The organism is Chitinophaga sp. 10T418 (genome assembly GCF_056394125.1).
Window position 1 is genome coordinate 379044 of record NZ_JBFTHG010000007.1, and the last position, 23746, is coordinate 402789.

A 23746-nucleotide genomic window follows, 5' to 3' on the forward strand; every position below is an offset into this window, starting at 1 on the left:
TCATGGCGGCTTTATTAATGGATATCCAGGATGGTATTGCTACCATCACACTTAACAGACCTGAAGTATACAATGCATTCAACGATCCGCTCAGCTATGAGCTGCAGGATGCATTAAAAAAGGCAGAAAAGGATTCCTCCGTGAGAGTGGTGGTGCTGACAGGAGCGGGGAAAGCTTTTAGCAGCGGGCAAGACCTGAAGGCATCTATGGAGTCTGGGAAGCGCGACTTAAGTGAATCGCTTCACAAACGCTACAATCCTATTATACGCGCCATCCGCAACATGCCCAAACCGGTGATCTGCCGGCTCAATGGGGTAGCGGCTGGCGCCGGATGCTCCATCGCACTGGCCTGTGATATGATCATTGCCAGCGAAGAAGCCACCATGATTGAAATATTTGTGAACATCGCCCTGGTACTGGATTCCGGCTCTTCGTATTTTCTGCCACGCACAGTAGGCTACCACCGCGCATTTGAACTGGCTACCAAAGCCACTAAAATTACAGCCCCGGAAGCATTGCAAATGGGCCTGGTCAACAAAGTAGTGCCGGCCTCCCAGCTGGATGCCGCTGTACTCGCCGAAGCAGCTTATTACGCTGCCGCACCTACGAAAGCAATTGCGCTGATGAAGAAAATGCTGACAAAAGGAATGACAGAAGACCTGGACGCTGTACTCGACTACGAAGCCTATTGCCAGGAAATAGCCGGTAACTCAGCCGATAATGCGGAAGGGATATTAGCCTTTCTGGAGAAACGAAAACCCATATTTAAAGGAGCATAAAGCAAAAAGCTATTAAAGCGAATGACCAGAGCGGAATTATATTCTTTGCTCTGGTCATTCGCTTTAATAGCTTTTTGCTTTATGCCTTTAGCTTCTTATAAACAGCTTTTGCTTATAATCCGCTTAAACAGATGCCTATAGAGTAAGGTCTGATATCCAGGTTTCCGCTGCTATTGTCTTTCAACAATGGGTTCAGGGAATAGGCGCCAAACAGGGCGAAGTTACCGTAACCTACACGGGCAGTTGCTGAAAAGCGCCATGGGTTAAAGAATCCGCGGTTAGCTTCCTTCTCAATCTGCTTGCTGCCATTAGGGCCTGTAATTTTATCTTTAGTATGCGCATCCACCAGGGCGCCCACTTTCACACCTATCGCGGCTTTGAAACCTTTATTGGCGTTGTCTGGCACGCTACGATACCGTAATTCAATCGGAATTTCCAGGTAAGTAGTGGCTACTTTATTCTTTTTAGCAGTAGAACTAGGGAAAGAAGCCTGGTTTTTAATCTTCTCTCCTGTTATATCCATACTATGATCTTTCAGGTAGATACCGCTCGTGCTGATCCCTAAACCTGCTGCCATGCTTAGTTTGGATTTCTTAAACGGGAAATCATACATCAAAGCCACATTAAAACCCCTGTTCAGGCCGGTCTTAATACTATCAGGCGAACCTGCCCAGCCATCGTAAGATAACTGTATCATCAAAAAGTCGTTGGAATGGGTAACCTTATTAACCGCTTTATTCATCGGTGAGCCACCATCCTGCGCGAAAACTCCAATAGAAACAGCTATCAGACCAAGGGTAAAAATTATTTTCTTCATATAATATACATACTTAGGAAAAAGAATATTAGGCAAATATAATGGAATGATTGTAACACAATTGGTTAAAATATTGCAAAAACATGTTCCGTATTATACATTCCCATGTCGAAAGTTACAGAAAAAGTGATATTGCCCCCTATAATCTTTTCCTGATAGCCCTTATCCATACTGAACAAGATGAACAACAATATTGCCGCAAAAAATCCTAATTTGAATAAATAATCCTTCATTAAGGTCATAACCCCTGCCAATGCTTTTAATGAGTCGTTGAAAAACTACGCATGAAAAAAATTGTAAATACAGTTTTGGTACTTGTCCTGGTAGTGTTTATGGCACTCGCCGGATTTGTATACTATGCCTGGATGGTGCAGAAAAGGAGTAAAAGCGCTTCTGAACTGATGGTACAAACCAATGTCATGATCGACAGGGTCAGGAGCATTGCCATGATGGATAATAGCTATACCAACGCCATCCGCGATATGCTGATCATGGATAAAACTATCATGCCTGCCAGCAGCTACGGATTACCGGATAGCATGAAAACCACGCTGAAAAACATCAGGAATAATTCGGAAAATGATACTGCCTCTCAAAAAATACTGGCCAGCCTGGAAACCGTGATGCTGGAAAAAATCGCCTACAACAACGAAATATTTACGACAGCTGCCACCCAGCCAGCACTCGCAAAACAACTTATTACGGCGGAAAAAGGACACGACTTACGGATCAATCTCATGAAGCAGGTGACGGAATATCTCGAGGTAAACCGGCGTAAACTCATTGCCCGGGTAGACAACGACAATCTATACACCTGGTACTCCTTCCTGACAACGATCACCATCAGCCTCTTTACGCTTATTCTCCTATTAGGAGAATCCCGCTACATATACCGGCTCTTTCTGAAATTGAAACAAAGAACCAACCGCCTGTACAAAAGAGAACAGTCGTTTATGCGGCTTGCAGAAGAAACAGAACTTATCCTGTTCAAATCCCAGGTAGACGGCATCTTTACCTCTGTCAGCAAACGCGCCGCCGAAATGACCGGCTACACCCCAACAGAGCTGACAGGCAAACATTATTCCCTGTTCCTGGATGAAGACACCCACCACCGGCTGGAAGAATTCTATATGAACCAGGTGAAAACCGGCGATGACTATACCTTCCAGGAATTTGAAATCATCACCAAGTCTGGCAGCAAAAAGTGGGTAGAACAAATGGCCGCCCTCATCTACGGGGAAGATGGCAGAGTGAAAGAATTTCAATGCATCGTCCGGGACATAGACAAGGAAAAAAGAAACGATGACCAGGCCATGTACCTGCAACAACGACTGGACGCCATTCTGGATTATATGCCCTCCATGATGTTCATAAAAGATATGCCAGGCAAATACCTGCTGGTCAATAACCGCTTTACGGAAATGATGGGCGTAGCCAAAAAAGATATCATCGGTAAAACAGATGCAGAACTACCCTATGACTGGGTTGCCCGTTATGCCCTACTGGACAGGGAAGTGCTGGCCACAAAAGCAAGAGTGAAAGCAGAAGATATCATCACAGTAAACGGTATAGAATACCATTTCCTCATCACCAAATTCCCACTGCGAAACGCAAATGGCGAAATGATCGGCATCTGCGGCATCGGACAGGACTTCACAGAAAAAGCCAATTATATCAAAGCCGTTGAAAACGCCAACGCCCTGGCACAGGAAGCCATTAATGCACAGGAAATGTTCCTGGCCAACATGAGCCACGAAATCCGTACCCCCATGAACGGGATCATTGGTATGACCAACCTGCTCATGCAACAACACCAGCTAACACCTTCCCAACTGGAATATACTGGCGCCATTAAAACATCCGCCAGTCACCTGCTGGTCATCATCAACGAAATACTCGATTTCTCCAAAATAAAAGCTGGCAAACTCCATCTGCAACATGAACCCTTTGATGTATACGAGGTCATCGACAACGCACTGTTCCCGCTGAAACTACAGGCCCAGCAAAAAGGACTTTCCTTCTTCGATGAAATCGACAGCGCAGTTCCCACTTACCTGCTGGGCGATGAAATAAGACTGAACCAGATATTGACCAACCTCGTGGAAAACGCAATCAAGTTCACCCATCACGGAAAAGTAATGATGAAGGTATCTCTCGTAGAAGAAAACAAAGCAGCAGCTACCCTTAAACTGGGCTTTGAAATAAAAGATACCGGTATTGGCATAGCCCCGGAACAACATGATCTTATCTTCAAAAGTTTCTCACAAACACATACTGACAACGCACGAAAATTTGGCGGCACCGGCCTGGGACTCGCCATCAGCAAAGAGCTGATAGAGCTACAACATGGATCTATTCACGTGGATAGCCAGCTGGATGAAGGCGCCTGCTTTTATTTTGAACTCCCCTTTACCAGGAATAAAGGCGAAATCATCAATAAGGATGAGAAGGGAAACCTCATTCATATCGATAAACCACTTCAGGGAAAAACGATACTCGTGATAGAGGATAATGAAATTAATCAACAGGTGGTATTTCACACCCTACGCAACGCCGGCGCCAGAACAGATGTGGTGAACAGTGGCAAAGGAGGCCTGGAAATGGTGGATTATAAATCCTACGATTGCATCATCATGGATATTCAAATGCCCGGTATGGACGGATACCAAACCACGCAGGCCATACGCCAGAAAGGCATTCAAACCTATATCATTGCCATGACTGCTTCTGCCCTGAAAGGAGAAAAGGAACGTTGCTTAGAGGCAGGAATGAACGATTATATATCCAAACCATTTGAAAGAGAAGATCTTTTTCACAAAATTCTGAAAGGGCTGGGAGAGCGGGTTCCGGAAATACCATCGAAAGCCGCAACAGAAACAACACCTCCCAATCCCCTGAATTTTTCCACGGTGTATAAGATGATGTCAGGCGAAAAGGAACACGTGAAAATCCTGCTGGAAGACCTGCTCGACAGTATTCCTAAAAAGTTTTCGGAGATGAATACCCTGGTGGATGAACAGGACTGGCAACCACTATATATGCTGGCACACCAGATGAAATTTAACCTCAACGTGGCAGGCCTGCAACAAGCTTCCAACGTAGCTTATACCATAGAACGGGATGCCCGCCTCGAAGAAAACCTGGATACGATTCTACCTCGCCTCACCGAAATCATGCAGATCTATTATAAACATGCACACCTGATTAAAGAACATATAGATCAATGCTGAACACTGGCTTCCGGTAAGGTAAAATAAAAACGACTGCCTTTATCCTCTTCGCTATCTACCCCGATAATGCCGCCCTGTGCTTCAATAAATTCCTTGGAAATAGCCAGGCCAAGCCCGCTGCCTTTATGACCTTTCATGCCAGGCACCTGGAAGAACCGTTCAAAGATCCGGCCACGGAAAGCTACCGGAATACCTTTTCCGTAATCCTGCACCACAAAAGAAACCATGTCGGTGCCGGTGCTGGTCACTACCAGGTCAATAACGCCACCGTGAGCGGAATAGCGAATGGCATTGGTGAGCAAATTCACCAGTACCCAGGCTGTTTTTTCCACATCTGCCAATACCTTGGGTAAACTATCGGGAACGTCTGTACGAATAACTATTTCCCGCTGTGCGGCTTGTTTCTGTACTGTGTCCATGGCGTATTGCACAATGTTCAATGCGGTTACCGGCTGCGGTTGTAACTGTATATTCCCACTTTCTACCTGCGACAAATCCAGCAGCTCACTCACTATTTTTATCATGCGCCGGTTGTCCTGTTTCAGACTGTCTACCAATTCTTTCTGCTCGGCGCTGAGCGTACCTGTTCTTTCATCTTCCAACAGCTTAATACTGAAATCAGATGCTGCCAGCGGGGTTTTCAGCTCATGAGAAATAGTGGCAATGAAATGCGTTTTGGCAATGTCCTGCTCTTTGAAGGAGGTAATATTACGGAGTATCACTACGTAGCCTATACGCTTTCCTTCATGCTGCATATCTGTTGTTTCCCTGGTAAAGAAACACTCTTTGCCATCTACTACAATTTTAAGTGGTGCATTCTCCTGGGTACTCACCAGGAAACGTAGCAGGTCATTACGTTTAGACACTATTTCTGCAGGTTGTCCGATTACATCTGCTTCCTGCATACTCAGTAATTGCAATGCCTGTGTGTTGGCAAACAGGATAATGTTATTGACATCAAAGCCAATAGTGGCATCTTTCAAACTGCCTATCACCGCTTCTGCACGTTGTTTCTCAAACATAATACGTGCAAGATTGCTGTGCTCATAGTCGTCCAGGCGCTGCGCCATGGTATTAAACGCGGTAGCCAGATCCCCGAATTCATCACCGGAGGTAAAATAGAGCCGTTTACTATATTGTTTATTGGCAATACCTTTAATTCCTTCTGTAAGTTCATGAATAGGATTGGCAATATAACCAGGGAAGTTATACACAAAAGTAAATCCCAGTAAAAAGCAAACGCCACTGATAATGGCAATATACATCAGCGCGTTGTCCGCTGTTTTTTTCACCTTTTCATTCTTACCAACAATGGCAGCCATATTAAGGTCCATGATGGTATAAATACTTTTTTTTATGGCGCCCACATCTGTGGTGGTATCTTTACGCAGCAACTCAAAAATGCGCGTTACTTCTGTAGTAGCATCTTTCTCACCCCGTTCTGTTACATTGGCCTGCTGCTTTTTCAGATTACCAGAAAACGCCGCCATAGCGGCATCCCGGTGTTTCGGCAAATCTTCCAGCGCCACCAGCATATTCTTAGAGTATTCCAGCGATTCGTAGTTATCCTTCAGGATAAATTTTGCTTTTTCGTTCAGGCGGTTCAGATAGTAATAACCGAGAATGCTCACCACCAACAGCATGATGTAGAGGAACAATACCCCCAGGGTGATCTTTGTTTTTAATCTGAACTTACTCATGATAATATGATGATGTCAATATCGTTGGAAGAAAGCGTTTTTAATAACTGGTTAAACAGGTTAGTACGCAAAATGATACGAAAAAGACTGATATGCGGCTTTCCCATACAAATGGTAGTGACCCGTTTCTGTAATGCAATGTTAATGATAGCTTCTGAAACTTTGGCATTATGCTCCTGTATTACTTCGGCGCCCAGCTCTGTAGCCAGCTTCAGGTTATTAATAAGATGACGTTGGGCAGATAGCGCTATTTTATCAGAGCTTTCTCCAGGTACCTGCACATACAATACAAACCAGTCTGCATGATAATAGGCCGCTAGTCTGGCTGTTTTACGGATTACTTTCCGGGCTACTTCATCATTAGTGGAAATACACGCCAGGAAGCTTTCATGGCGCATTTGCAGGTTACGTGGAATTTCTGTCTCTACCTTCCTTTCTACCTGTGTGGTCACTTCTTTCAGCGCCAGTTCCCGCAGCTGCAGGATTTTATCTGCCTGGAAGAAATTACTCAGGGCACTCTCTACTTTGGAACGATCATAGATCTTACCTTCTTTCAAACGGGTAATTAACTCATCAGCGGTAAGGTCAATATTTACTACTTCATTTGCCATTTGCAGTACCAGGTCGGGAATACGCTCCTGTACTTCCACGCCGGTAATGGACTTTACTTCCTGGTTAATGCTTTCGATGTGCTGAATATTCACCGCAGAAAGCACGTTAATACCGGCATTCAGCAGGTCTACCACATCCTGCCAGCGCTTTTCATTTTTAGAACCGGGAATATTACTATGTGCCAGCTCATCTACTACCACCCAGTCTGGCGCCAGTAATAATATGGTGGAGAGATCCATCTCGTCCAGCATCTTTCCTTTATAGAATACCTGTCTGCGGGGTATCTGGGGTAAACCATCCAGCAGGGCGTGTGTTTCCACACGCCCATGCGTTTCGATATAACCTATCTGGATGTTCACCCCATTTCTTAACATGGCATGTGCTTCCTGCAGCATGCGATATGTTTTTCCCACACCGGCACTCATGCCGATATATATCTTAAACTTACCTCTGCCGGCGCGATTTGCCAGGTTAAGAAAATGCTGTACGGAGTGTTCTTTGTCTGTCATGTTATGTGCTTAGAACCATACTGCCAGCGATGCAGTGATCGATGTACTGGTATTTTTCATTTCGGTTCCCTTCATAAATGTTTTGTCTTTCCCATCAAACGTTCTTCCTTCCAATCTGAACATTACATTATTTACCGGGGTAAAGTCAACGTTCAAAGAGTAGCCGGTAGTCTGAAAACCATTTGGTGTACCGCTGTTTACCACCACTCCGTGCTGATCGTTATAATGTTCCACGCGTGCTGCCATGGCGAATTTATCTGTAAATGCATACCTGCCTATTACAATAGGACTGTACCAGCTGTTCAGATCGGAAGAGCCTTTGGCTTTCTGTTGTAATCCAAAGTCAAATCCTGCAATGAGACTGAATTTTTCCGTAATACTAAAGGTACCATAAACATCATTAAAGTAGCGCATCTGGCGTACACTATCCGGGAGATCATTACCGATATAGGTGCTCCAGTTGAGCAATATTTTATCCGATGGCTTAAAGGTGATCTGTGTACCAAAGTTAGGCGTTTGATTACCATCTGCTTTCTTGATCCGCTGCCATCCGTTAAGGTACATAGCGGCAAAAGACCATTTGTCATTGGGCGTCCAGGTTACCTTTGCACCTGTTTCATAATAAGGAGAGTTCTCTGCGAGTATGCTGCGGGTGAGGGTAGGGCAATCCTTTCCGATGGCACTTTCAAAACCAATATGTGCCGGCATTACCCCCGCATCAATCCAAACGTTTTTACCTACACGAATACCTACATTGGCTTCGTATACATACTGCATCAAAGTGGGTTCTGTTGCCAGGTTGTATTGCGGATAGGTGCCAGCCATCAGGCCTACGTTGGCGCGTATACGATCGGAGGTATAGTTGGCCTTCACCATGGCCAGGTTCAGATTCAGCTCATTATGGCGATTGAAATTATACAGGAAGCCGGGCTTGGTATGATTTGCCGGCTGATTAAGATCATAGCTGTAATATGCTTCTGCATATCCGGAAAAGGTGATTTTACCCTTGTCTTTTTCTTTCTCCGTCTTTGGTGCCTCCTGGGCGAACATAGTAATGGCTGCTGCCATTGCGCCGGCCAGTAATAGAATTTTTTTCATTTCAAGTTGACTTTTAATATAGGTTGTTCGTGTTGTAATCACTGGCAATCCGCTGCGACGAATTGCCAGGCAAGATAGTTCATCATAGGATATTCACAGGCGAAAGGAATAACAGGACAACGCTTAATTTACTTCAACTCATCAAGCGCGATATTCAATTTTAACACATTAACAGTAGACAGTCCCAGTACGCCCAGCACAGGTGCTTTGGTGTTGGCATCCACCAGTTGTTTCAGGCGGTCAGCAGCAATACCTCTGTGTTTAGCCACACGTGGTATTTGTACGTATACCGCTTCAGGCGTAAGGTGTGGGTCAAGACCGCTCGCAGAAGCAGTCACCAGTTCTGCAGGGATATCGGATTTTTTTACATCCGGATTATGCACCATAAAGGTGTCGATTCTTTCCTGCACCGTTTTCAGGTAGTCAGGATTACCAGCCGATTTGTTGGAACCACCGGAACCGGCAGCATTATAATCTACAGTAGAAGGACGGGGCTGGAAATATTTATCGTCAGAAAATTTCTGTGCAATATTTTCATAACCCACTACTTTACCATTACGCACCACCTTTATACCATCCCCGTTACCAGGAGCCATTTTGGCTACACCAGCCAGGAACAAAGGATATATTCCGCCCAGCAATACCACCAGTAATAAAGTGAGTTTTACAGAAGGCCAAAGATATTTTTTCATCTCTTTAAATTTTTATCATTTAGAATTACATGAAAAGCGCAATCAGCATATCAATCAACTTGATACCTATGAAAGGCGCAATGATACCACCCACACCATATATCAGCAGGTTCCTGCGGAGCAGGGCACTGGCGCCGATAGGCTTGTAAGCCACACCGCGTAATGCCAGCGGTATCAGCATCGGGATAATGATGGCGTTGAAAATAACCGCACTTAAAATAGCTGTTTCAGGACTATGCAGTTTCATGATATTAATACCCTGTAATGCAGGTATAGACGTCACAAACAAGGCAGGCACAATAGCGAAGTATTTGGCCACGTCATTGGCAATAGAGAAAGTGGTGAGTGTACCACGTGTCATCAGCAACTGTTTACCGATTTCCACTATTTCAATCAGCTTGGTAGGATCGTTATCCAGGTCCACCATGTTACCGGCTTCCTTCGCCGCCTGGGTACCACTGTTCATTGCTACGCCTACATCGGCCTGTGCCAGGGCAGGAGCATCGTTGGTACCATCACCCATCATGGCTACAAGGCGACCTTCATTTTGCTCCTTCCTGATATAACTCATTTTATCTTCCGGCTTGGCTTCTGCGATGAAATCATCCACACCGGCTTTGGTAGCAATGTACTTAGCTGTGAGTGGGTTATCACCTGTCACCATCACCGTTTTCACACCCATTCTGCGCAAACGGTCAAAACGTTCGCTGATACCTGGTTTGATGATATCCTGTAATTCAATAACACCTTGTACTTTACTGTTAAGCGATACCACCAGCGGGGTACCACCATCATTGGAGATGGCTTCTACTTTCGCCAGGGTTTCTGCAGGAAAGCTAAATCCTTCTTTTTCTGCCAGTCGTTTAATGGCATCATAAGCTCCTTTACGGATACGGTTACCATCGGGCAGGTCAATACCACTGCTGCGGGTTTCAGCGGTGAATTTCACCAGGCTGGCGCCGCTGACAGATAATTTATTTACTACGTCCTTACCGGCCAATTCCACGATGGACTTACCTTCCGGTGTTTCATCAGATAAGGAACTGAGTGCGCAGAGACGAATGAATTCTTCACTGGAAATACCGTTGGTAGCGTAGAAGTTAGTAGCCTTGCGATTACCGATGGTGATGGTACCGGTTTTATCCAATAACAACACATCGATATCACCGGCGGTTTCTACCGCTTTACCGGATTTGGTGATCACGTTGGCACGCAGTGCACGATCCATCCCTGCAATACCGATGGCAGATAACAAACCGCCGATCGTAGTAGGAATTAAACATACAAACAAAGAGATGAATGCGGCAATGGTGATAGGCGTTTGTGCGTAGTCTGCAAAAGGTTTCAGCGTTACGCATACAATGATAAACACCAGCGTGAAACTAGCCAACAGGATAGTGAGCGCAATTTCATTCGGCGTTTTCTGCCTGCTGGCGCCTTCTACGAGGGCAATCATTTTGTCCAGGAATGATTCACCAGGTTCGGTGCTCACCCTTACTTTAATATGGTCGGACAATACTTTGGTACCGCCTACTACGCTGGACTTATCGCCACCGGCTTCCCGGATCACCGGTGCACTTTCACCAGTGATGGCTGATTCGTCAATGCTGGCAAGACCTTGTACGATCTCACCATCTGCGGGGATAATATCGCCGGCTTCACATACGAAGATGTCGCCTTTACGCAGGGTAGCAGAAGAAACGATTTTTATTTCGTTGGTGAATATTTCACCGATCAGTTCTACTTTTTTAGCGGGTGTTTCTTCCCTTGTTTTACGCAAGCTTTCTGCCTGTGCTTTACCACGTGCTTCTGCAATGGCTTCTGCGAAGTTGGCAAATAATACGGTGAGGAAAAGCACTACAAATATCGCTACGTTATAGGCCGCGCTGCCCTGATCTTTGGCACCGGTAAACAGCGCATACAGCGCTACTATCAGCATTACAACGGTACCTATTTCCACGGTGAACATCACCGGGTTTTTAATCATCAATCTTGGATTCAGCTTCACGAAGGACTGCTTCAGGCTCTCCATCACCAGGTCTTTCGGAAACAATTTATTATCATGCTTCATGGTAGTCAGTCATTAAAAAATTACAGGGAAAAATACTCTGCGATAGGACCCAGTGCCAGCGCCGGGAAATAAGACAAGGCAGTGAGAATAACAATCACAGCAAATGTCATGGCGCCGAAAGTGAGTGAATCTGTTTTCAGTGTACCGGCAGATTCAGGCACATATTTCTTGGAAGCCATCAAACCTGCAATCGCCACCGGTCCTATAATAGGCAGGAACCTGCCGAGGATCAGTACAAATCCGGTAGAAACGTTCCAGAATACGTTACCATCTCCCAAACCCTCAAAACCAGAACCGTTATTGGCATTGGCAGAAGTATACTCATACAGCATTTCAGAGAAGCCATGGAAACTGGGGTTGTTTAGCCATGCCGACGGCTTCACTGCCCAATCCGCATTCGGATGATGCGATAACATAAAGGCAGATAACGCTGTACCAGCCAGGATCAGGAAGGGTGATAACAGCGTAATGATAGCTGCAATCTTTACTTCCCTCGCTTCCAGTTTATGCCCCATGAATTCCGGTGTACGGCCTACCATGAGTCCTGATATAAATACTGCGATGATAATGTAGATGTAATAGTTCAGGATACCTACACCACAACCACCATAAAGACAGTTCAGCATCATACCCAGCAACTGCATCAAACCGGTCATAGGCATGGTGCTATCGTGCCAGCCACATACGGAACCAGTAGATATAATAGTGGTCACCGTACTCCAGTACCCGGTAGCTGCGGCACCAAATCGAACCTCCTTGCCTTCCATGGCCCCCGTGACCTGGTGTATGCCCATTTTGGCAATTTCCGGGTTACCAGCCATTTCCTGCTGCATCGATGGGATCAGTAAACATATCATCCCAATGGTCATGATCCCGAATATGACATTGGCGAACTTTCTTTTCTGTATAAACATGCCCAATGCAAAAACCATCGCAATAGGTATCACTACCTGTGCCACCATTTCTGTCATCCAGGTAACGTAATTCGGATTTTCCAGCGGGTGCGCGGAGTTGGCCCCAAAGAAGCCACCACCATTGGTTCCCAGGTGCTTGATAGCCACAAATCCGGCCACCGGACCACGGGATACATTCACGGTATCACCCTGCATGGTTACAATGGTATCTTTGCCGGCGAAGCTGGCAGGCATTCCATTAAATATAAAGATGAGTGCAATGACAATGCTGAGAGGTAACAGGATACGGGTAATTGTTTTCAGGAAAATATCCCAGAAGTTACCCAGCTTGGTAGTCGTTTTTTCTTTCATCGCCTTAAACACTACTATGAGGGCGGCAATACCAGTAGCGGCACTTACAAATTGCAGGAAGGCCAGTACAAATAATTGCGTGAAATAGGTAACCCCTGTTTCGCCGGAATAGTGTTGCAGGTTACAGTTTACCACAAAACTGATGGCGGTATTAAACGCCAGATCAGCCGACTGTCCCGGGTTGCCATCCGGATTCAGCGGCAGTTTATCCTGGAAAAACAGCGCGAAGAAAGCATATACAAACCAAACCAGGTTAATTGTCAGCAATGCTTTCATGTGCTGCTTCCAGTCCATCTCTTCTTTCGGATTGATCCCGGAAATTTTGAAGAAAAGGCGTTCCAATGGCGACATAAAATCGGACCAGGTCCGCTCACCCCGGAATATTTTTACGATGTACCTGGACAGCGGCCAGGCTAGCAACAGCGTGATGCCATAGGTGGCAATTACGCCTAAAAGTTCTGTTGTCATTTCTATAGTTAGTTAAAAAAGCTTTGCGTATAGGCGTGGGAGATACTACTCCAATCAGAATTTTTCAGGTTTCAACAGTACATATATCATGTAGCCGAAAACGAAAAGTGATAAAACAAATAATGCAGTCATAATAGTTGAGTTAGATCTTTTCGAAATAGTCTACCGATTTAAAGAATAAGGCAAAGCAGGCCAACCCCGCCAATACCAAGAGAATAGTCATCATCATAAAAGGTTGTTTTATATAGCAATTGTTTGTAAATGCTGGATCCTTACGTTCTTCAGAGATAAAGGCAGTAATTCCTTATGCTTTCCGCAGATCAGCGGAGATAACGTATACATAAATGCACTCTCGATAGCGTTGCGCAGTGCATTACTTCCATTATGATACAGTACACCCGCTACAGTGAAGCAACGTTTCACCTCGTGTAATTGTTCACTACGTATCATACGCCCGGTATAATCGGCGAAAGTGTGAATCACTTTACTAACGGAACCTTTGGCAGGTACCTGTTCCTCAGCGGGAAATGTAAATCCCGGGATCTGTAAACCTATTAACTGAGAGATTTTCGAGTCTGGTAGCATCTGGATCAATTTGTTTTGATACAAATAGGGTAATGCCATTGGAATGCCAGCGTAATGGACCGGGGTTTATTTTCGGCCTATTTATTTGACTATCAACATTTTAAAAAACAATTCAGGAAGAAGGAGATGAACAGAGGCTTCGGAAAACCATGCAGAAATGGTAGGGTGTATGCAAAAATGAAAGTGTTTTTAATACCTTGCGGCCTTATTGTAGTATACCCGTTCCCGATACCTAAAGCCATTTTACCCATGGATGAAATCAATGAAGAAACACAGCCGCCGGTCCCGAAAACCGGTTGCCATAATTGCACTAATCCCGAAATTGAACCGGGATATCCTACTCCTCTTTGCAGAGAATGCAGAAAAAAGTTCAGCCAATACCCCATACTTAACAGCGTGAAATGGGCTGCTGCCGGCGTAGCATTACTCATTTTGATTTCAGGGTACAACTTGCCCCGATATTTTAAAGCAGGGGTGACTTACCAGAAAGCCTTGAAAGCAGAGAAAACACATCACTACATCACCGAAAAAAGATTGCTCGGTCAAGTGTTGCAGCAATTTCCAGACAATTTCGATGCTGGTGCTCATTACATTATAGCCAGTTTTAACAATGATGATCTGGAGGTGGTAGACAGTATGTTGGAGAAGATGTCGGGAAAGAAGAATGAAAACCAGGAACTCGTGGATAAAGTAAACAGTATAACAGCTGGTTTTCAGTACTTCAAACTCATTGATACCAGCTTCGCTACGTCTCTATCCAAACTGGATGAGAAGTCTCCTGAATATGAACAGGCACTAGATAAATATTGCAGTAAACATTACAACGATGTCTGCGCCAGATTTATGCTAGGGAGTTATGCCTATAACCAGGGGAATTACGCTAAAGCCGACAGCGTACTAAGCAAACTGGTACGGGATACTCCCGATTTTCGCTATGCCATGCTCTGGCTATCTAACACTTACCGGGAGGAAAAGCAATATGATAAAGCCATCCAGGTATTTAACGACATTCTTTTACAGAATGCAGAAGCATCCTATGCCTTTGCCGGCATCGCAAAGATAATGTTGAAACAAAAACAGGACAAAGAAGCCCTGAGCAAAGCAATGCAGGCGTATGAACTGGAACCGGAAGCGCGTAGCTCCATATATACCCTATCGTTAGCCTATCATTTCAATAACAACATAAAAGAGCGGGATCGTTTTTACGAAAAAGTTAAATCGCTGGCGGATAGTGATGGCGACTACAGTTCTGCCAATGAACTATCCGATATTTTCAGCGGCAAAATCAGTTACAGATAATCCTCTTCCAACATCTAAAAAAACTAAAATTATGTTTGTACCTGGTATCATCATTGCCCTGATCACCTTCCCCGGTGTGATTGTACATGAACTTGCACACCAGCTTTTTTGCCGTTTGTTTGGCGTAGCCATATTTGAAGTAAAATATTTCCAGGTAGCTAATCCCGCCGGATACGTGATTCATGAAATACCACGCAACCCGGTACATCAGCTGATGATCAGCATAGGGCCGTTTTTCGTAAACACCCTGTTAGGCTTCATCATTGCATTCCCTGCCGCTATTCCGGTGGTACAATTTCAGTCTGGTACTTTGTTCGATTATATATTACTGTACCTTGGCATCAGCATTGCCATGCACGCTTTTCCCAGCATCGGTGATGCAAAAAGCATGTGGGAAACCCTGTGGCATGGAAAAGATACACCGCTGTGGCTTAAAGTACTGGCCGTTCCCGTAGCAGGATTAATTCTGCTTGGTGCATTGGGTTCCTTCTTCTGGCTGGATCTCGCCTATGGAATATTTGTAGCAATCGGACTACCAAAGCTGATCATTTCCTTGTGTGCATAAAAAAGGGTCATAACGAGGCAGCGCGGCCAAAGCCCACGGTATTACGAAACATCTGCGGAGACACATCCGTATTGGCTTTAAAAAAGCGGCTGAAATAAAACTCGTCGTCATAACCCAGTTCGAAAGCAATTTCCTTTACCGCCTTATTGGTCAGATACAGTTCCCGTTTGGCTTCTACAATGATACGTTCTGCAATAAGGTGGGTAATGGTTTTATTGAAATGCGTCCTGGTAATACGCCCTAAGGCCTTCGTGGAAATATTAAGCAGTGTCGCATAATCACCTGCACTGTGTTTCACCTTATAATTACCTTCAATAGCATCTTTGAGGTGTTGTAAAATAAGGGGTTCTTTGTACTGACTATCCGACAATAAATTCAACTCCTCCTGCTGCTGGATCTTTAACCGCGAAGCCGTTACCAGGAATATCTTAAGATAGGATATGAGCGCATCATACTGCGCCAGCTCTTTATGCTTCATTTCCATCCTCATCTGCTCAATGATCATATTGAAAGTAGCGGCTGCGCTACTGTCTACCTTCACATAGGGGGCCTGGTAAATGTTGTTAAACAATACCCCATTACAGGACACCTCTTTATGATGCATATGAATACAGAAAAAATCAGGATGAAACTGCAATGCCACCCCGGTCAGACGGGAAGTGGTACAGAACATAAACGGCTGATAAGGGGCAAATGCCAACAGGTTATTATCATCAAAGTTGTAAGATGAAAAATCCGATTTCAATGTTCCACTCCCCTGATGCAGCCAGATCACAGAATAGTAATTATTGCGCTGCACATGGTCAAAGTGATTGTTATTCTCAAAGGAAAATAGTTTCAGGGCAAGGTTTCCCGTAGCCGGATCCGTAAGTGTATAAGCAGTAGCTGTGTCCATAATACTGATAACAGTTTAATAATAAACAGGTGCGTGCACTTTCACCTGCTTATTTATTTCCGTAAAATTAAACTATTGTAGCATGTGCTGTTACCGGTGGAAAATCAATTTCCGTTTCAGCTGTATTATTAAAATAATTGGTCAGGATATTTAATCCTACATGCCCTATCACTTCTCCAATTTCACCTTCTGTTAAACCTGCCGCTTTCACAGCATCAACATCCTCATTACTCACATGACCATTTTTGCTCACCAGTGTTTTAGCAAATTGCAGGATAGCTTGTGTCCTGGCATCTGCCGCTTTACCTTCTCTGGATGCAGCCAAAGTTCCGGCGTCAATTTTTACCAGGTTGGTACCTATAAAGGTATGGGCCGACAGGCAATATTCGCAGCTGTTACTTTCTCCTACAGCGAGTGCGATCAGCTCACCTGTTTTTGTACCAAGACTTCCACCACCGAGTGCCCCACTCAGTTGGAGGTATCCGTTCAGCAGGGCAGGGGAGTTACCCATTGTACGCATCATATTGGGAACCACGCCCAGTTTGCCTTGTACGGCATTAAACAGTTCTTTGGTTTTACCGGAAGCGGTGTCAGGATTTAGTGCAGTTAATCGTGCCATGTTTTTAAGTTTTTACTTTGTGAAGATTTTATGCAGTTGTTATTGATAGCACAAAATTGATACAAAGCAACCGGCTATACCATGCAGAATTAACGCAATCGCATGGACAATTTTCCCCGGACACCTGAACACATAAAAAAAGGGGTACCTGAGGCACCCCTTTTCACTTATTTACCTACTGTTCGTTAACTGAACAAATACAATACATCTTCCTTCGTCAACTTCTTCACAAAACCACTGTCGTCTGAAATAATTTCTTTTACCAGTGACTTCTTGCGTTCCTGCAACTGCAGTATCTTTTCTTCCACCGTGTCTTTACAGATCATGCGGTAAGCGAAGATATTTTTCGTTTGTCCGATACGGTGCGTACGGTCAATTGCTTGTTGCTCTACCGCCGGGTTCCACCATGGGTCTACGATGTATACATAGTCCGCAGCGGTGAGGTTCAAGCCCACACCACCGGCTTTTAGTGAAATCAGGAATACGCGGCATTCATCGTTGTTCTGGAAGTTCTGAATGGCTTTTTCACGATCTACTGTAGAAGTGCTGCCATCGAAATATTCGTAAGGAATTTTCAGGTGCTGCATCCGGTCGCGGATCAGTCCCAGCATTCCCAGGAATTGAGAGAAGATCAGCACTTTGTGGTTGCCGATGTTTTCAGATATTTCGCGGGTAAGTTCATGCAGTTTCACAGAGTGATTCGGATACTGCTCCGTATCGTTGAGGATAGCAGGGGAGTCACAAATCTGCCGCAGCTTCATCAAACCTTGCAGGATGGTGAGCTGTGAACGTTCCATACCCTGATCTTCAATAACACCGAGGATCTTGGAGCGATAAGTGTTACGGTAAGCATCGTAAATATGCCGTTGTTCCGCATCCATTTCGCAGAAGATCACCGTTTCTATTTTTTCCGGCAGGTCTTTCGCCACCTGTTCTTTGGTACGGCGAAGGATAAACGGATAGATCAGTTTACGCAGGTGTTCTTTTCTTTCTTCATCCTGGAATTTATCGATGGGCGTAGCAAATTCGTTGCGGAAAAAGTCTACACTACCGAGCATACCCGGATTCAGGAAGTTCATCTGCGCATAGATATCAAAGGTATTATTCTGCATAGGCGTACCACTCAGCGCCAACCTGTTTTTTGTTTGTAACAGCTGCGCCGCTTTGGTAACCTTGGATTGCGGATTTTTGATGGCCTGTGATTCATCAAGAATCACATAGTCAAACTCTACTTTCATGAGCAACTGAATATCGCTGCGCAAGGTGCCGTAGGTAGTAATAATAGCATCAAATTTCACCAGTTCTTCTGACGACTTCAGTCGTGCAGGACCGTGGTGGATATGATGTCTGATATCCGGTGTGAATTTCTTTATTTCATTTTCCCAGTTGTAAATCAGCGTGGTAGGGCAAACTATCAACGCCATTGTTTTACCACCGTTCTTGTTTTTGTAATACTGTAAGAAGGTGAGGGCCTGAATGGTTTTACCCAACCCCATGTCATCGGCGAGAATACCGCCCCATTTGATGTCATCGAGGTAGTTGAGCCATTGGAAGCCACTCTCCTGGTAAGGCCGCAGGGTAGCCTGCAAATTCTCAGGAAGTGCAATGTTGCGGATCTCATCGAACTGCAGCAGTTTGCGACGCTTTTGTTCCAGCTCCAGTACTACTGCTTCATCATCTATAAACTCATACAGTTCATCGATCACGCTGAAGTTGTATTTGCTGAGCTTAAGACCTTTATCTTTTTCTTCCCCGACTTTAAAGAGCAGGGAATATTTGCGCAGCCATTCTTCCGGCAGCAGGCCCAGGGAGCCATCTGCCAGCTGAACATAGTTCTGTTTGTTGGCCAGCGCATTTTTAATATCCTTGATACTTACTTTCTGATCGCCATATAATACTTCGATCTGTGCGTCAAACCAGTCGATGCCCGAGCTGATCTGTAAATTGGTAACCGGTTTATGCGAACTGAATTTAAAGTTGCGCAGGTTATCAAATCCGAACACACGCACATTCATTTCTTTCAGCGCATCAAAGAAGAGGAAAAACCAGTTGTTCTTCAGGGCTTCTTTAGCACGCAGATAAAAATAGTTGTGGTTATCGTGTTGAGCGAAGTTGGTATGTAAGGTGCGGAGTTTGGCTACAAACTCTTCTTCCGCCTCTTTATTACGATGGATGATGAGTACTTTATTGCCTTCCTGCACAGTGATCTTGTTCTCATCATTCCATTCCACTTCCTGGCCGCGGTAAGCGAAACCTGGTTGTATGATAAATGTTTCGCCGAGTTCTTTCAGGAACACGCGGGATTCAGGCATGATATCATCTACCTCAGCCAGCAATCCTTTGTCGAACTGGATATCGTACTGACGACTTAAAGGCAGCAGGTAATCTTTCAGGTAAGCCGGCCATTCCTTGTTAGCGATGCGCAGTTTACCGCTTTGTCTGAAAAGTTCCACGTGCAGGGCATCCTGTGGACTTTCAAACAAATAAATCACTTGTTTGTAAAGGAACATCAAAGGACTTTCCCATTCGTTGTCCGCTACATTCACCAGTTCACCTTCAATATTTACGTAACAATTTACTTCTACATGCGTATCGCCTGTATGGGTTTTGATCACCAGTTTGAGGCGGTCGGCACCTATTTGCAGCTGTTGTAAATTTTTTGTTTTGAAGGCTTGCCTGTTGGGCAGGGCAAATACCAGTCCGTGCTCGGCCAGCTGAGGAAACAGCTTGGCCAGTTTAGGATGCAGGTATTCCAGCATCAGCTCTTTTGTTTCGGTGGGTAGCTCTTCCGCATTTTCGTGCGTAATATTTTCCCAGATGCCGGCAAACGGAGAGTTTTTGCTAAGGAATTTGCTCACTTCACTGCCTTGTAATTTTCGTATAGGCGCTATGAGTTCCCTGTCCTTTTCCTTGTACTGGTAAAAGTCTACATATTTGGTAAGATCCAGTTTGCTGGCGAGTGATACGAAGGCAGTTTGCTCATCGTTTATTTCGCCGCTGACCAGGTCTATTTTGAAATAAGGATACAACGTTTCGTTGGCATTGAAAACCGCTGCCAGCCGTTGTGTAATGGTAATGGTTTCTTCCGGTGGCGGGGGAGCCGTTACGGGCTGTCTGCCTGCTGCAGCGCCATCTACGCGTTTAATGGTAGGATCCAGTACGCGGAGAAATGGTTTGCCATCCATATAAGAGAAGGCGAATTTCCCGTTCAGGTCATCTGACAGGGAGTAGCCATATAAGGACAACAGTTTGTTTTTCTCTTTATCCCAGTTACGGAGGGTATCGAAGTAAAACGGACCATTTTTCTGCAGCAGTTGAAGGAAGAGGGCTGTTTTATGAACACACAGCGCATGTTCTGTTTCATCGCAGGTGCAGTGGGTATCATAAAAGCGTTCTTCATTCCGTTGAATGATCAGCGGAAATTCTTCTCCATCCAGCTTCAGGAGGGCTTCTACCTTTTCATCTTTGGCCAGTTTTATTTTGGCGGGATGCTTTTTGGCAATTTCTTCTGCCTCGGCGAGGATAGCGCCGGAGGTCAGGAGTTTAATTGATTTGATATCGATAGACTTCATTTTAATCAGCGTGTGCTGCTGATCAAACTGTGTGTCGAAGCTCTCGAAATGATTTTTATCCAGCATTTCCTGTAGCTGGAAAAGCGCGGCTGCTTCGTGCCGGCAGATGTCGCCCAGGTTGTATGGGCACTGACACCGGATGGACATACCTGTTGTTTCTCCATACTTGCTGATGGAAACACGGTAGTAATTGGCATGTGTGTCGCTCTTTACGCGGAAGGTAGCTGATTTCAGTACCGGGTCTGCCTCGATGAGTTCAACGCCCCCGGCCGAAAAAATACGCTTCCCCCTGCGGATCACTTCATCAGTGCCGTTGTTGTAAACATATTTTAGCAAATGGGGTAGCGACATACTATACGTTGTTGCCCACTTTTATTATCAGCAAAAGGGTTAATAGATATATCAAAAAAACTTAACAGCTGATAAAAAGGCAATCCACAAAAGTAAGCAGAAATTTTCTAATAACCCGCAGGCCACTCATCAGGAAGACATGAACCGCACCCCGGTTGCCATGGCGAAGTAGCGGGAATTTTTCCCTATCTTTTTTTACAAATATAGATGCTTGTTTATCAACCTTTTAATAGGTTAACGGATGCGCTTCAGGTATCTTTCCAAAGAAAAATCTACCGCGGCAGATGCACCTGTTTTAATATATTTTCCAAAAGCACCATACATGGCATCGTATGCTAAGGGTTTCACCGCCGCATGCAATACATTAATTTCCCGGGCAGATAACGGGATATTATTTGGATAACTATACATCACAGATACCGTTTTTCTATCGGAGGATACCTGGATGACATCACCCACGAGCAACATGCCCTTGCCGGCAGGAGCGTAAAGCACATTACCACCGGCAAAATGCCCTCCACAAAGCATCAGCTTAATACCATCCCACAAGGTTAGTTCATTACCGGACCATAACTTAATCACCTCATCACGGCGTTGTAGCCACTCCGCATCCAGCTGATGTACATACACCGGGATATTGCCAAAAGCATGGCTCCATTCCACGATCGTAGAAAAATAATGCGGGTGGGAGAGTGCAATCGCCTTGATACCGCCCAGCTGTTGTATGATATTTATCGTAGAGGCGTCCAGGTTAGCAATGCAATCCCACAGGATGTTACCACCGGGAGTAATAAGCAAATGCGCCCGCTGCCCGATAGCAAAATCAGGAGTAGAATAGATCGCATATAAATTGGGAGCTACCAGCTCTATAATATTTTTATGCGTTTTCTGCACCTGCTCCAGGGTGGTCCAGCTTTGGCCCCCCGGATTTACGTATTGGCGGTCGTCTTCGCAGATAGGGCAATGTTCCGGCGCCTTCGCACTGGCTTCATATTGCACCCCGCAGGTGCTGCATAAATAGTGTGTCATAGTATCTTCTTTATCGTTAGGCTTGAAAATATAGGGATTTTTAAACAAAACAGGCAAACCCATCATTGCCAATGTACTTTGCCTGATCCAGTTTCTTCTTGATGTATCGTCTGACATATTCCATTATTTTTACCCCACAAAACTACGCCGGCCCGATAGCCGGCTCAATGGACATACCTAACAATCTCTTGTACATTTGGACATGCAGCGAAAACAGATTCCATCTCATCGTATATCCGACGGCGTTACCGCCAACATTCCCACTCAACTGAAAGATGTGCTGGTGGCGGGCATAAACGATGAAGGAAAGATCATGAAACGGCAATATCCCCACCGTCATGACTATTATGAAATTATGTTGCTGAACGACAGCGAAGGCATACATCATGTAGATTTCACACCTTACCCATTCAAAGGACCGGCTGTATTTATGTTATCGCCGGAGCAAGTACATGAACTGGTGCGTACCAAAGGCAGCAGGGGCTTTTCTTTGAAATTTAACGAGCCGTTTTTCAGCAGTGGCAATGACCCCGACAACCAGCTATACGCTCACTTCCTGTTCGACAATCTGCAAGCCTATCCTGTGATTGAGCTGCAACCAGCCGAATACACCCGCTTACATACCCTGATGACGCTGGCCCTGCAGGAATACGATCAGGCCGGCAATGGTGCTGCAGATATCCTGTTTTCCTATATCCGCGTGATCCTGATGGAAATACTGCGTATCCGGAAACAACACCTGCAGGAAACACATCTTCATCCCGGCATCCCACAAACACAGTTGCTGGAATTTAAAAAGCTGCTGCATCAGCATTTTCATGAACTGCATGAAGTACAGGACTATGCCGCCAGGCTGCATATTACGCCCCGGCAGCTCAATACACTGGTACAAAAACTCACCGGCAAAACCGCCGGCACTCTTATAAAGGAACGTATGCTGCTGGAAGCCAAGCGACTGTTATTCACAGACACCCTCAGTATCAAGGAAATAGGCTATCAGATTGGCTTTGAAGACCCTGCCTATTTTAATCGTTTCTTCAAAAAAAATATGGGTATAGCTCCACAGCAATTCCGGGAACAGGAACAGCAAATGTAAAAAAGTACAATACAAACCACTTTTTATCCATCGACTGGTGTGTTGAGGTAGTCTACTTTTGTGGTATTACTTAAACTACAATTGCTATGAAAGACAACAACAAATTGGCGTTTCTTATTTTACGTATAGGCATAGGCGTTTTATTTACCATTTTTGGTATCATGAAACTGGCCGGCGGCCCCGGTACGTGGGGCTTCCTGGGTGGCACCTTAAAAACAGTGGGAATTGATTTCTTCCCGGTTGGATTTGGCTTACTGGCTACCCTGGCAGAGTTCTTAGGTGGCCTTGCATTGATCACGGGATTTTTTGTGAGACCATTGGCGATCGGTCTATTCTTAACCATGGTCGTGGCCACGATCTTTAAAGTGAGCAGTGGCGCTTCTTTTGCAGAAATATCTTATCCGTTGACGATGTTGCTGGTGACCACGTTTTTTGCGCTGAATAAAGGCAAGGTTTCGTCCGTGGCAGCCTGATAGGGTTAAAAAAGATGAGCG

At 45.0% G+C, this 23746-nt stretch carries 19 protein-coding genes; 6 read left to right on the plus strand and 13 right to left on the minus strand.

All coding sequences use genetic code 11. From position 1 onward, the window contains the following. Positions 1 to 2 precede the first annotated feature (2 nt). On the plus strand, positions 3 to 779 hold the full coding sequence (locus AC1DCV_RS22355) for an enoyl-CoA hydratase-related protein (RefSeq protein WP_477025230.1): 777 nt from the start codon (positions 3 to 5) through the stop codon (positions 777 to 779). A gap of 112 nt (positions 780 to 891) precedes the next feature. Here AC1DCV_RS22355 and AC1DCV_RS22360 read toward each other — a convergent pair whose 3' ends face one another. After that, positions 892 to 1596, minus strand: a complete 705-nt coding sequence (locus tag AC1DCV_RS22360) for a porin family protein (RefSeq protein ID WP_441572891.1) — start codon at positions 1594 to 1596, stop codon at positions 892 to 894. 284 nt (positions 1597 to 1880) lie between these two features. Here AC1DCV_RS22360 and AC1DCV_RS22365 point away from each other — a divergent pair, with 284 nt between their 5' ends. Then, positions 1881 to 4826 carry a PAS domain-containing hybrid sensor histidine kinase/response regulator gene (locus tag AC1DCV_RS22365; protein ID WP_477025231.1) on the plus strand — a complete coding sequence of 982 codons (2946 nt, stop codon included), beginning with the start codon at positions 1881 to 1883 and terminating at the stop codon, positions 4824 to 4826. Here the strand turns inward: AC1DCV_RS22365 and AC1DCV_RS22370 are convergent. The 8 genes from AC1DCV_RS22370 to AC1DCV_RS22405 all read right to left on the minus strand — a co-directional run bounded on the left by AC1DCV_RS22370 (position 4817) and on the right by AC1DCV_RS22405 (position 13826). Next, positions 4817 to 6526, minus strand: a complete 1710-nt coding sequence (locus AC1DCV_RS22370; protein WP_477025232.1) for an ATP-binding protein — start codon at positions 6524 to 6526, stop codon at positions 4817 to 4819. The two genes, AC1DCV_RS22365 and AC1DCV_RS22370, sit on opposite strands and share 10 nt — an antisense overlap. Then, positions 6523 to 7647, minus strand: a complete 1125-nt coding sequence (locus AC1DCV_RS22375) for a sensor protein KdpD (protein ID WP_477025233.1) — start codon at positions 7645 to 7647, stop codon at positions 6523 to 6525. Before AC1DCV_RS22375 ends, AC1DCV_RS22370 begins: the two co-directional genes overlap by 4 nt. Positions 7648 to 7656: 9 nt before the next feature. Continuing rightward, on the minus strand, positions 7657 to 8745 hold the full coding sequence (locus AC1DCV_RS22380) for a porin (RefSeq protein ID WP_477025234.1): 1089 nt from the start codon (positions 8743 to 8745) through the stop codon (positions 7657 to 7659). 128 nt (positions 8746 to 8873) lie between these two features. Beyond that, entirely contained in the window at positions 8874 to 9437 is a 564-nt protein-coding gene (kdpC, locus tag AC1DCV_RS22385; protein ID WP_477025235.1) for a potassium-transporting ATPase subunit KdpC, read from the minus strand. Between the two features lie 25 nt (positions 9438 to 9462). Further along, a complete protein-coding gene (gene kdpB / locus AC1DCV_RS22390) occupies positions 9463 to 11508 on the minus strand; it encodes a potassium-transporting ATPase subunit KdpB (protein ID WP_441572885.1) in 2046 nt (681 codons plus the stop codon). 20 nt (positions 11509 to 11528) lie between these two features. Continuing rightward, positions 11529 to 13241: a potassium-transporting ATPase subunit KdpA gene (gene kdpA / locus AC1DCV_RS22395; protein WP_477025236.1), complete on the minus strand. Its 1713-nt coding sequence runs from the start codon at positions 13239 to 13241 to the stop codon at positions 11529 to 11531. Between the two features lie 54 nt (positions 13242 to 13295). Beyond that, complete coding sequence (locus AC1DCV_RS22400) at positions 13296 to 13373, minus strand: potassium-transporting ATPase subunit F (RefSeq protein WP_441573950.1); 78 nt, start codon at positions 13371 to 13373, stop codon at positions 13296 to 13298. Between the two features lie 108 nt (positions 13374 to 13481). Then, complete coding sequence (locus AC1DCV_RS22405; RefSeq protein ID WP_441572883.1) at positions 13482 to 13826, minus strand: DUF7674 family protein; 345 nt, start codon at positions 13824 to 13826, stop codon at positions 13482 to 13484. Positions 13827 to 14075: 249 nt separating this feature from the next. Between AC1DCV_RS22405 and AC1DCV_RS22410 the strand changes: the two genes are divergently transcribed. After that, entirely contained in the window at positions 14076 to 15125 is a 1050-nt protein-coding gene (locus tag AC1DCV_RS22410; RefSeq protein ID WP_477025237.1) for a tetratricopeptide repeat protein, read from the plus strand. Between the two features lie 31 nt (positions 15126 to 15156). Further along, positions 15157 to 15690: a DUF3267 domain-containing protein gene (locus AC1DCV_RS22415; RefSeq protein ID WP_477025238.1), complete on the plus strand. Its 534-nt coding sequence runs from the start codon at positions 15157 to 15159 to the stop codon at positions 15688 to 15690. Between the two features lie 7 nt (positions 15691 to 15697). Here AC1DCV_RS22415 and AC1DCV_RS22420 read toward each other — a convergent pair whose 3' ends face one another. The 4 genes from AC1DCV_RS22420 to AC1DCV_RS22435 form a co-directional block, all read right to left on the minus strand. After that, on the minus strand, positions 15698 to 16585 hold the full coding sequence (locus AC1DCV_RS22420; RefSeq protein WP_477025239.1) for a helix-turn-helix domain-containing protein: 888 nt from the start codon (positions 16583 to 16585) through the stop codon (positions 15698 to 15700). A gap of 67 nt (positions 16586 to 16652) precedes the next feature. Then, positions 16653 to 17204, minus strand: a complete 552-nt coding sequence (locus AC1DCV_RS22425; protein ID WP_477025240.1) for a carboxymuconolactone decarboxylase family protein — start codon at positions 17202 to 17204, stop codon at positions 16653 to 16655. 185 nt (positions 17205 to 17389) lie between these two features. Further along, positions 17390 to 21127 carry a DEAD/DEAH box helicase gene (locus AC1DCV_RS22430; RefSeq protein ID WP_477025241.1) on the minus strand — a complete coding sequence of 1246 codons (3738 nt, stop codon included), beginning with the start codon at positions 21125 to 21127 and terminating at the stop codon, positions 17390 to 17392. 234 nt (positions 21128 to 21361) lie between these two features. Continuing rightward, positions 21362 to 22273, minus strand: a complete 912-nt coding sequence (locus AC1DCV_RS22435; RefSeq protein ID WP_477025242.1) for an MBL fold metallo-hydrolase — start codon at positions 22271 to 22273, stop codon at positions 21362 to 21364. Positions 22274 to 22358: 85 nt separating this feature from the next. On the opposite strand from AC1DCV_RS22435, the gene AC1DCV_RS22440 reads away from it, so the two are divergent. Together AC1DCV_RS22440 and AC1DCV_RS22445 are read left to right on the plus strand one after the other, a co-directional pair. Then, entirely contained in the window at positions 22359 to 23252 is an 894-nt protein-coding gene (locus AC1DCV_RS22440) for a helix-turn-helix domain-containing protein (protein WP_477025243.1), read from the plus strand. Positions 23253 to 23338: 86 nt separating this feature from the next. Next, positions 23339 to 23725: a DoxX family protein gene (locus AC1DCV_RS22445; RefSeq protein ID WP_477025244.1), complete on the plus strand. Its 387-nt coding sequence runs from the start codon at positions 23339 to 23341 to the stop codon at positions 23723 to 23725. The last annotated feature ends 21 nt before the right edge of the window (positions 23726 to 23746 follow it).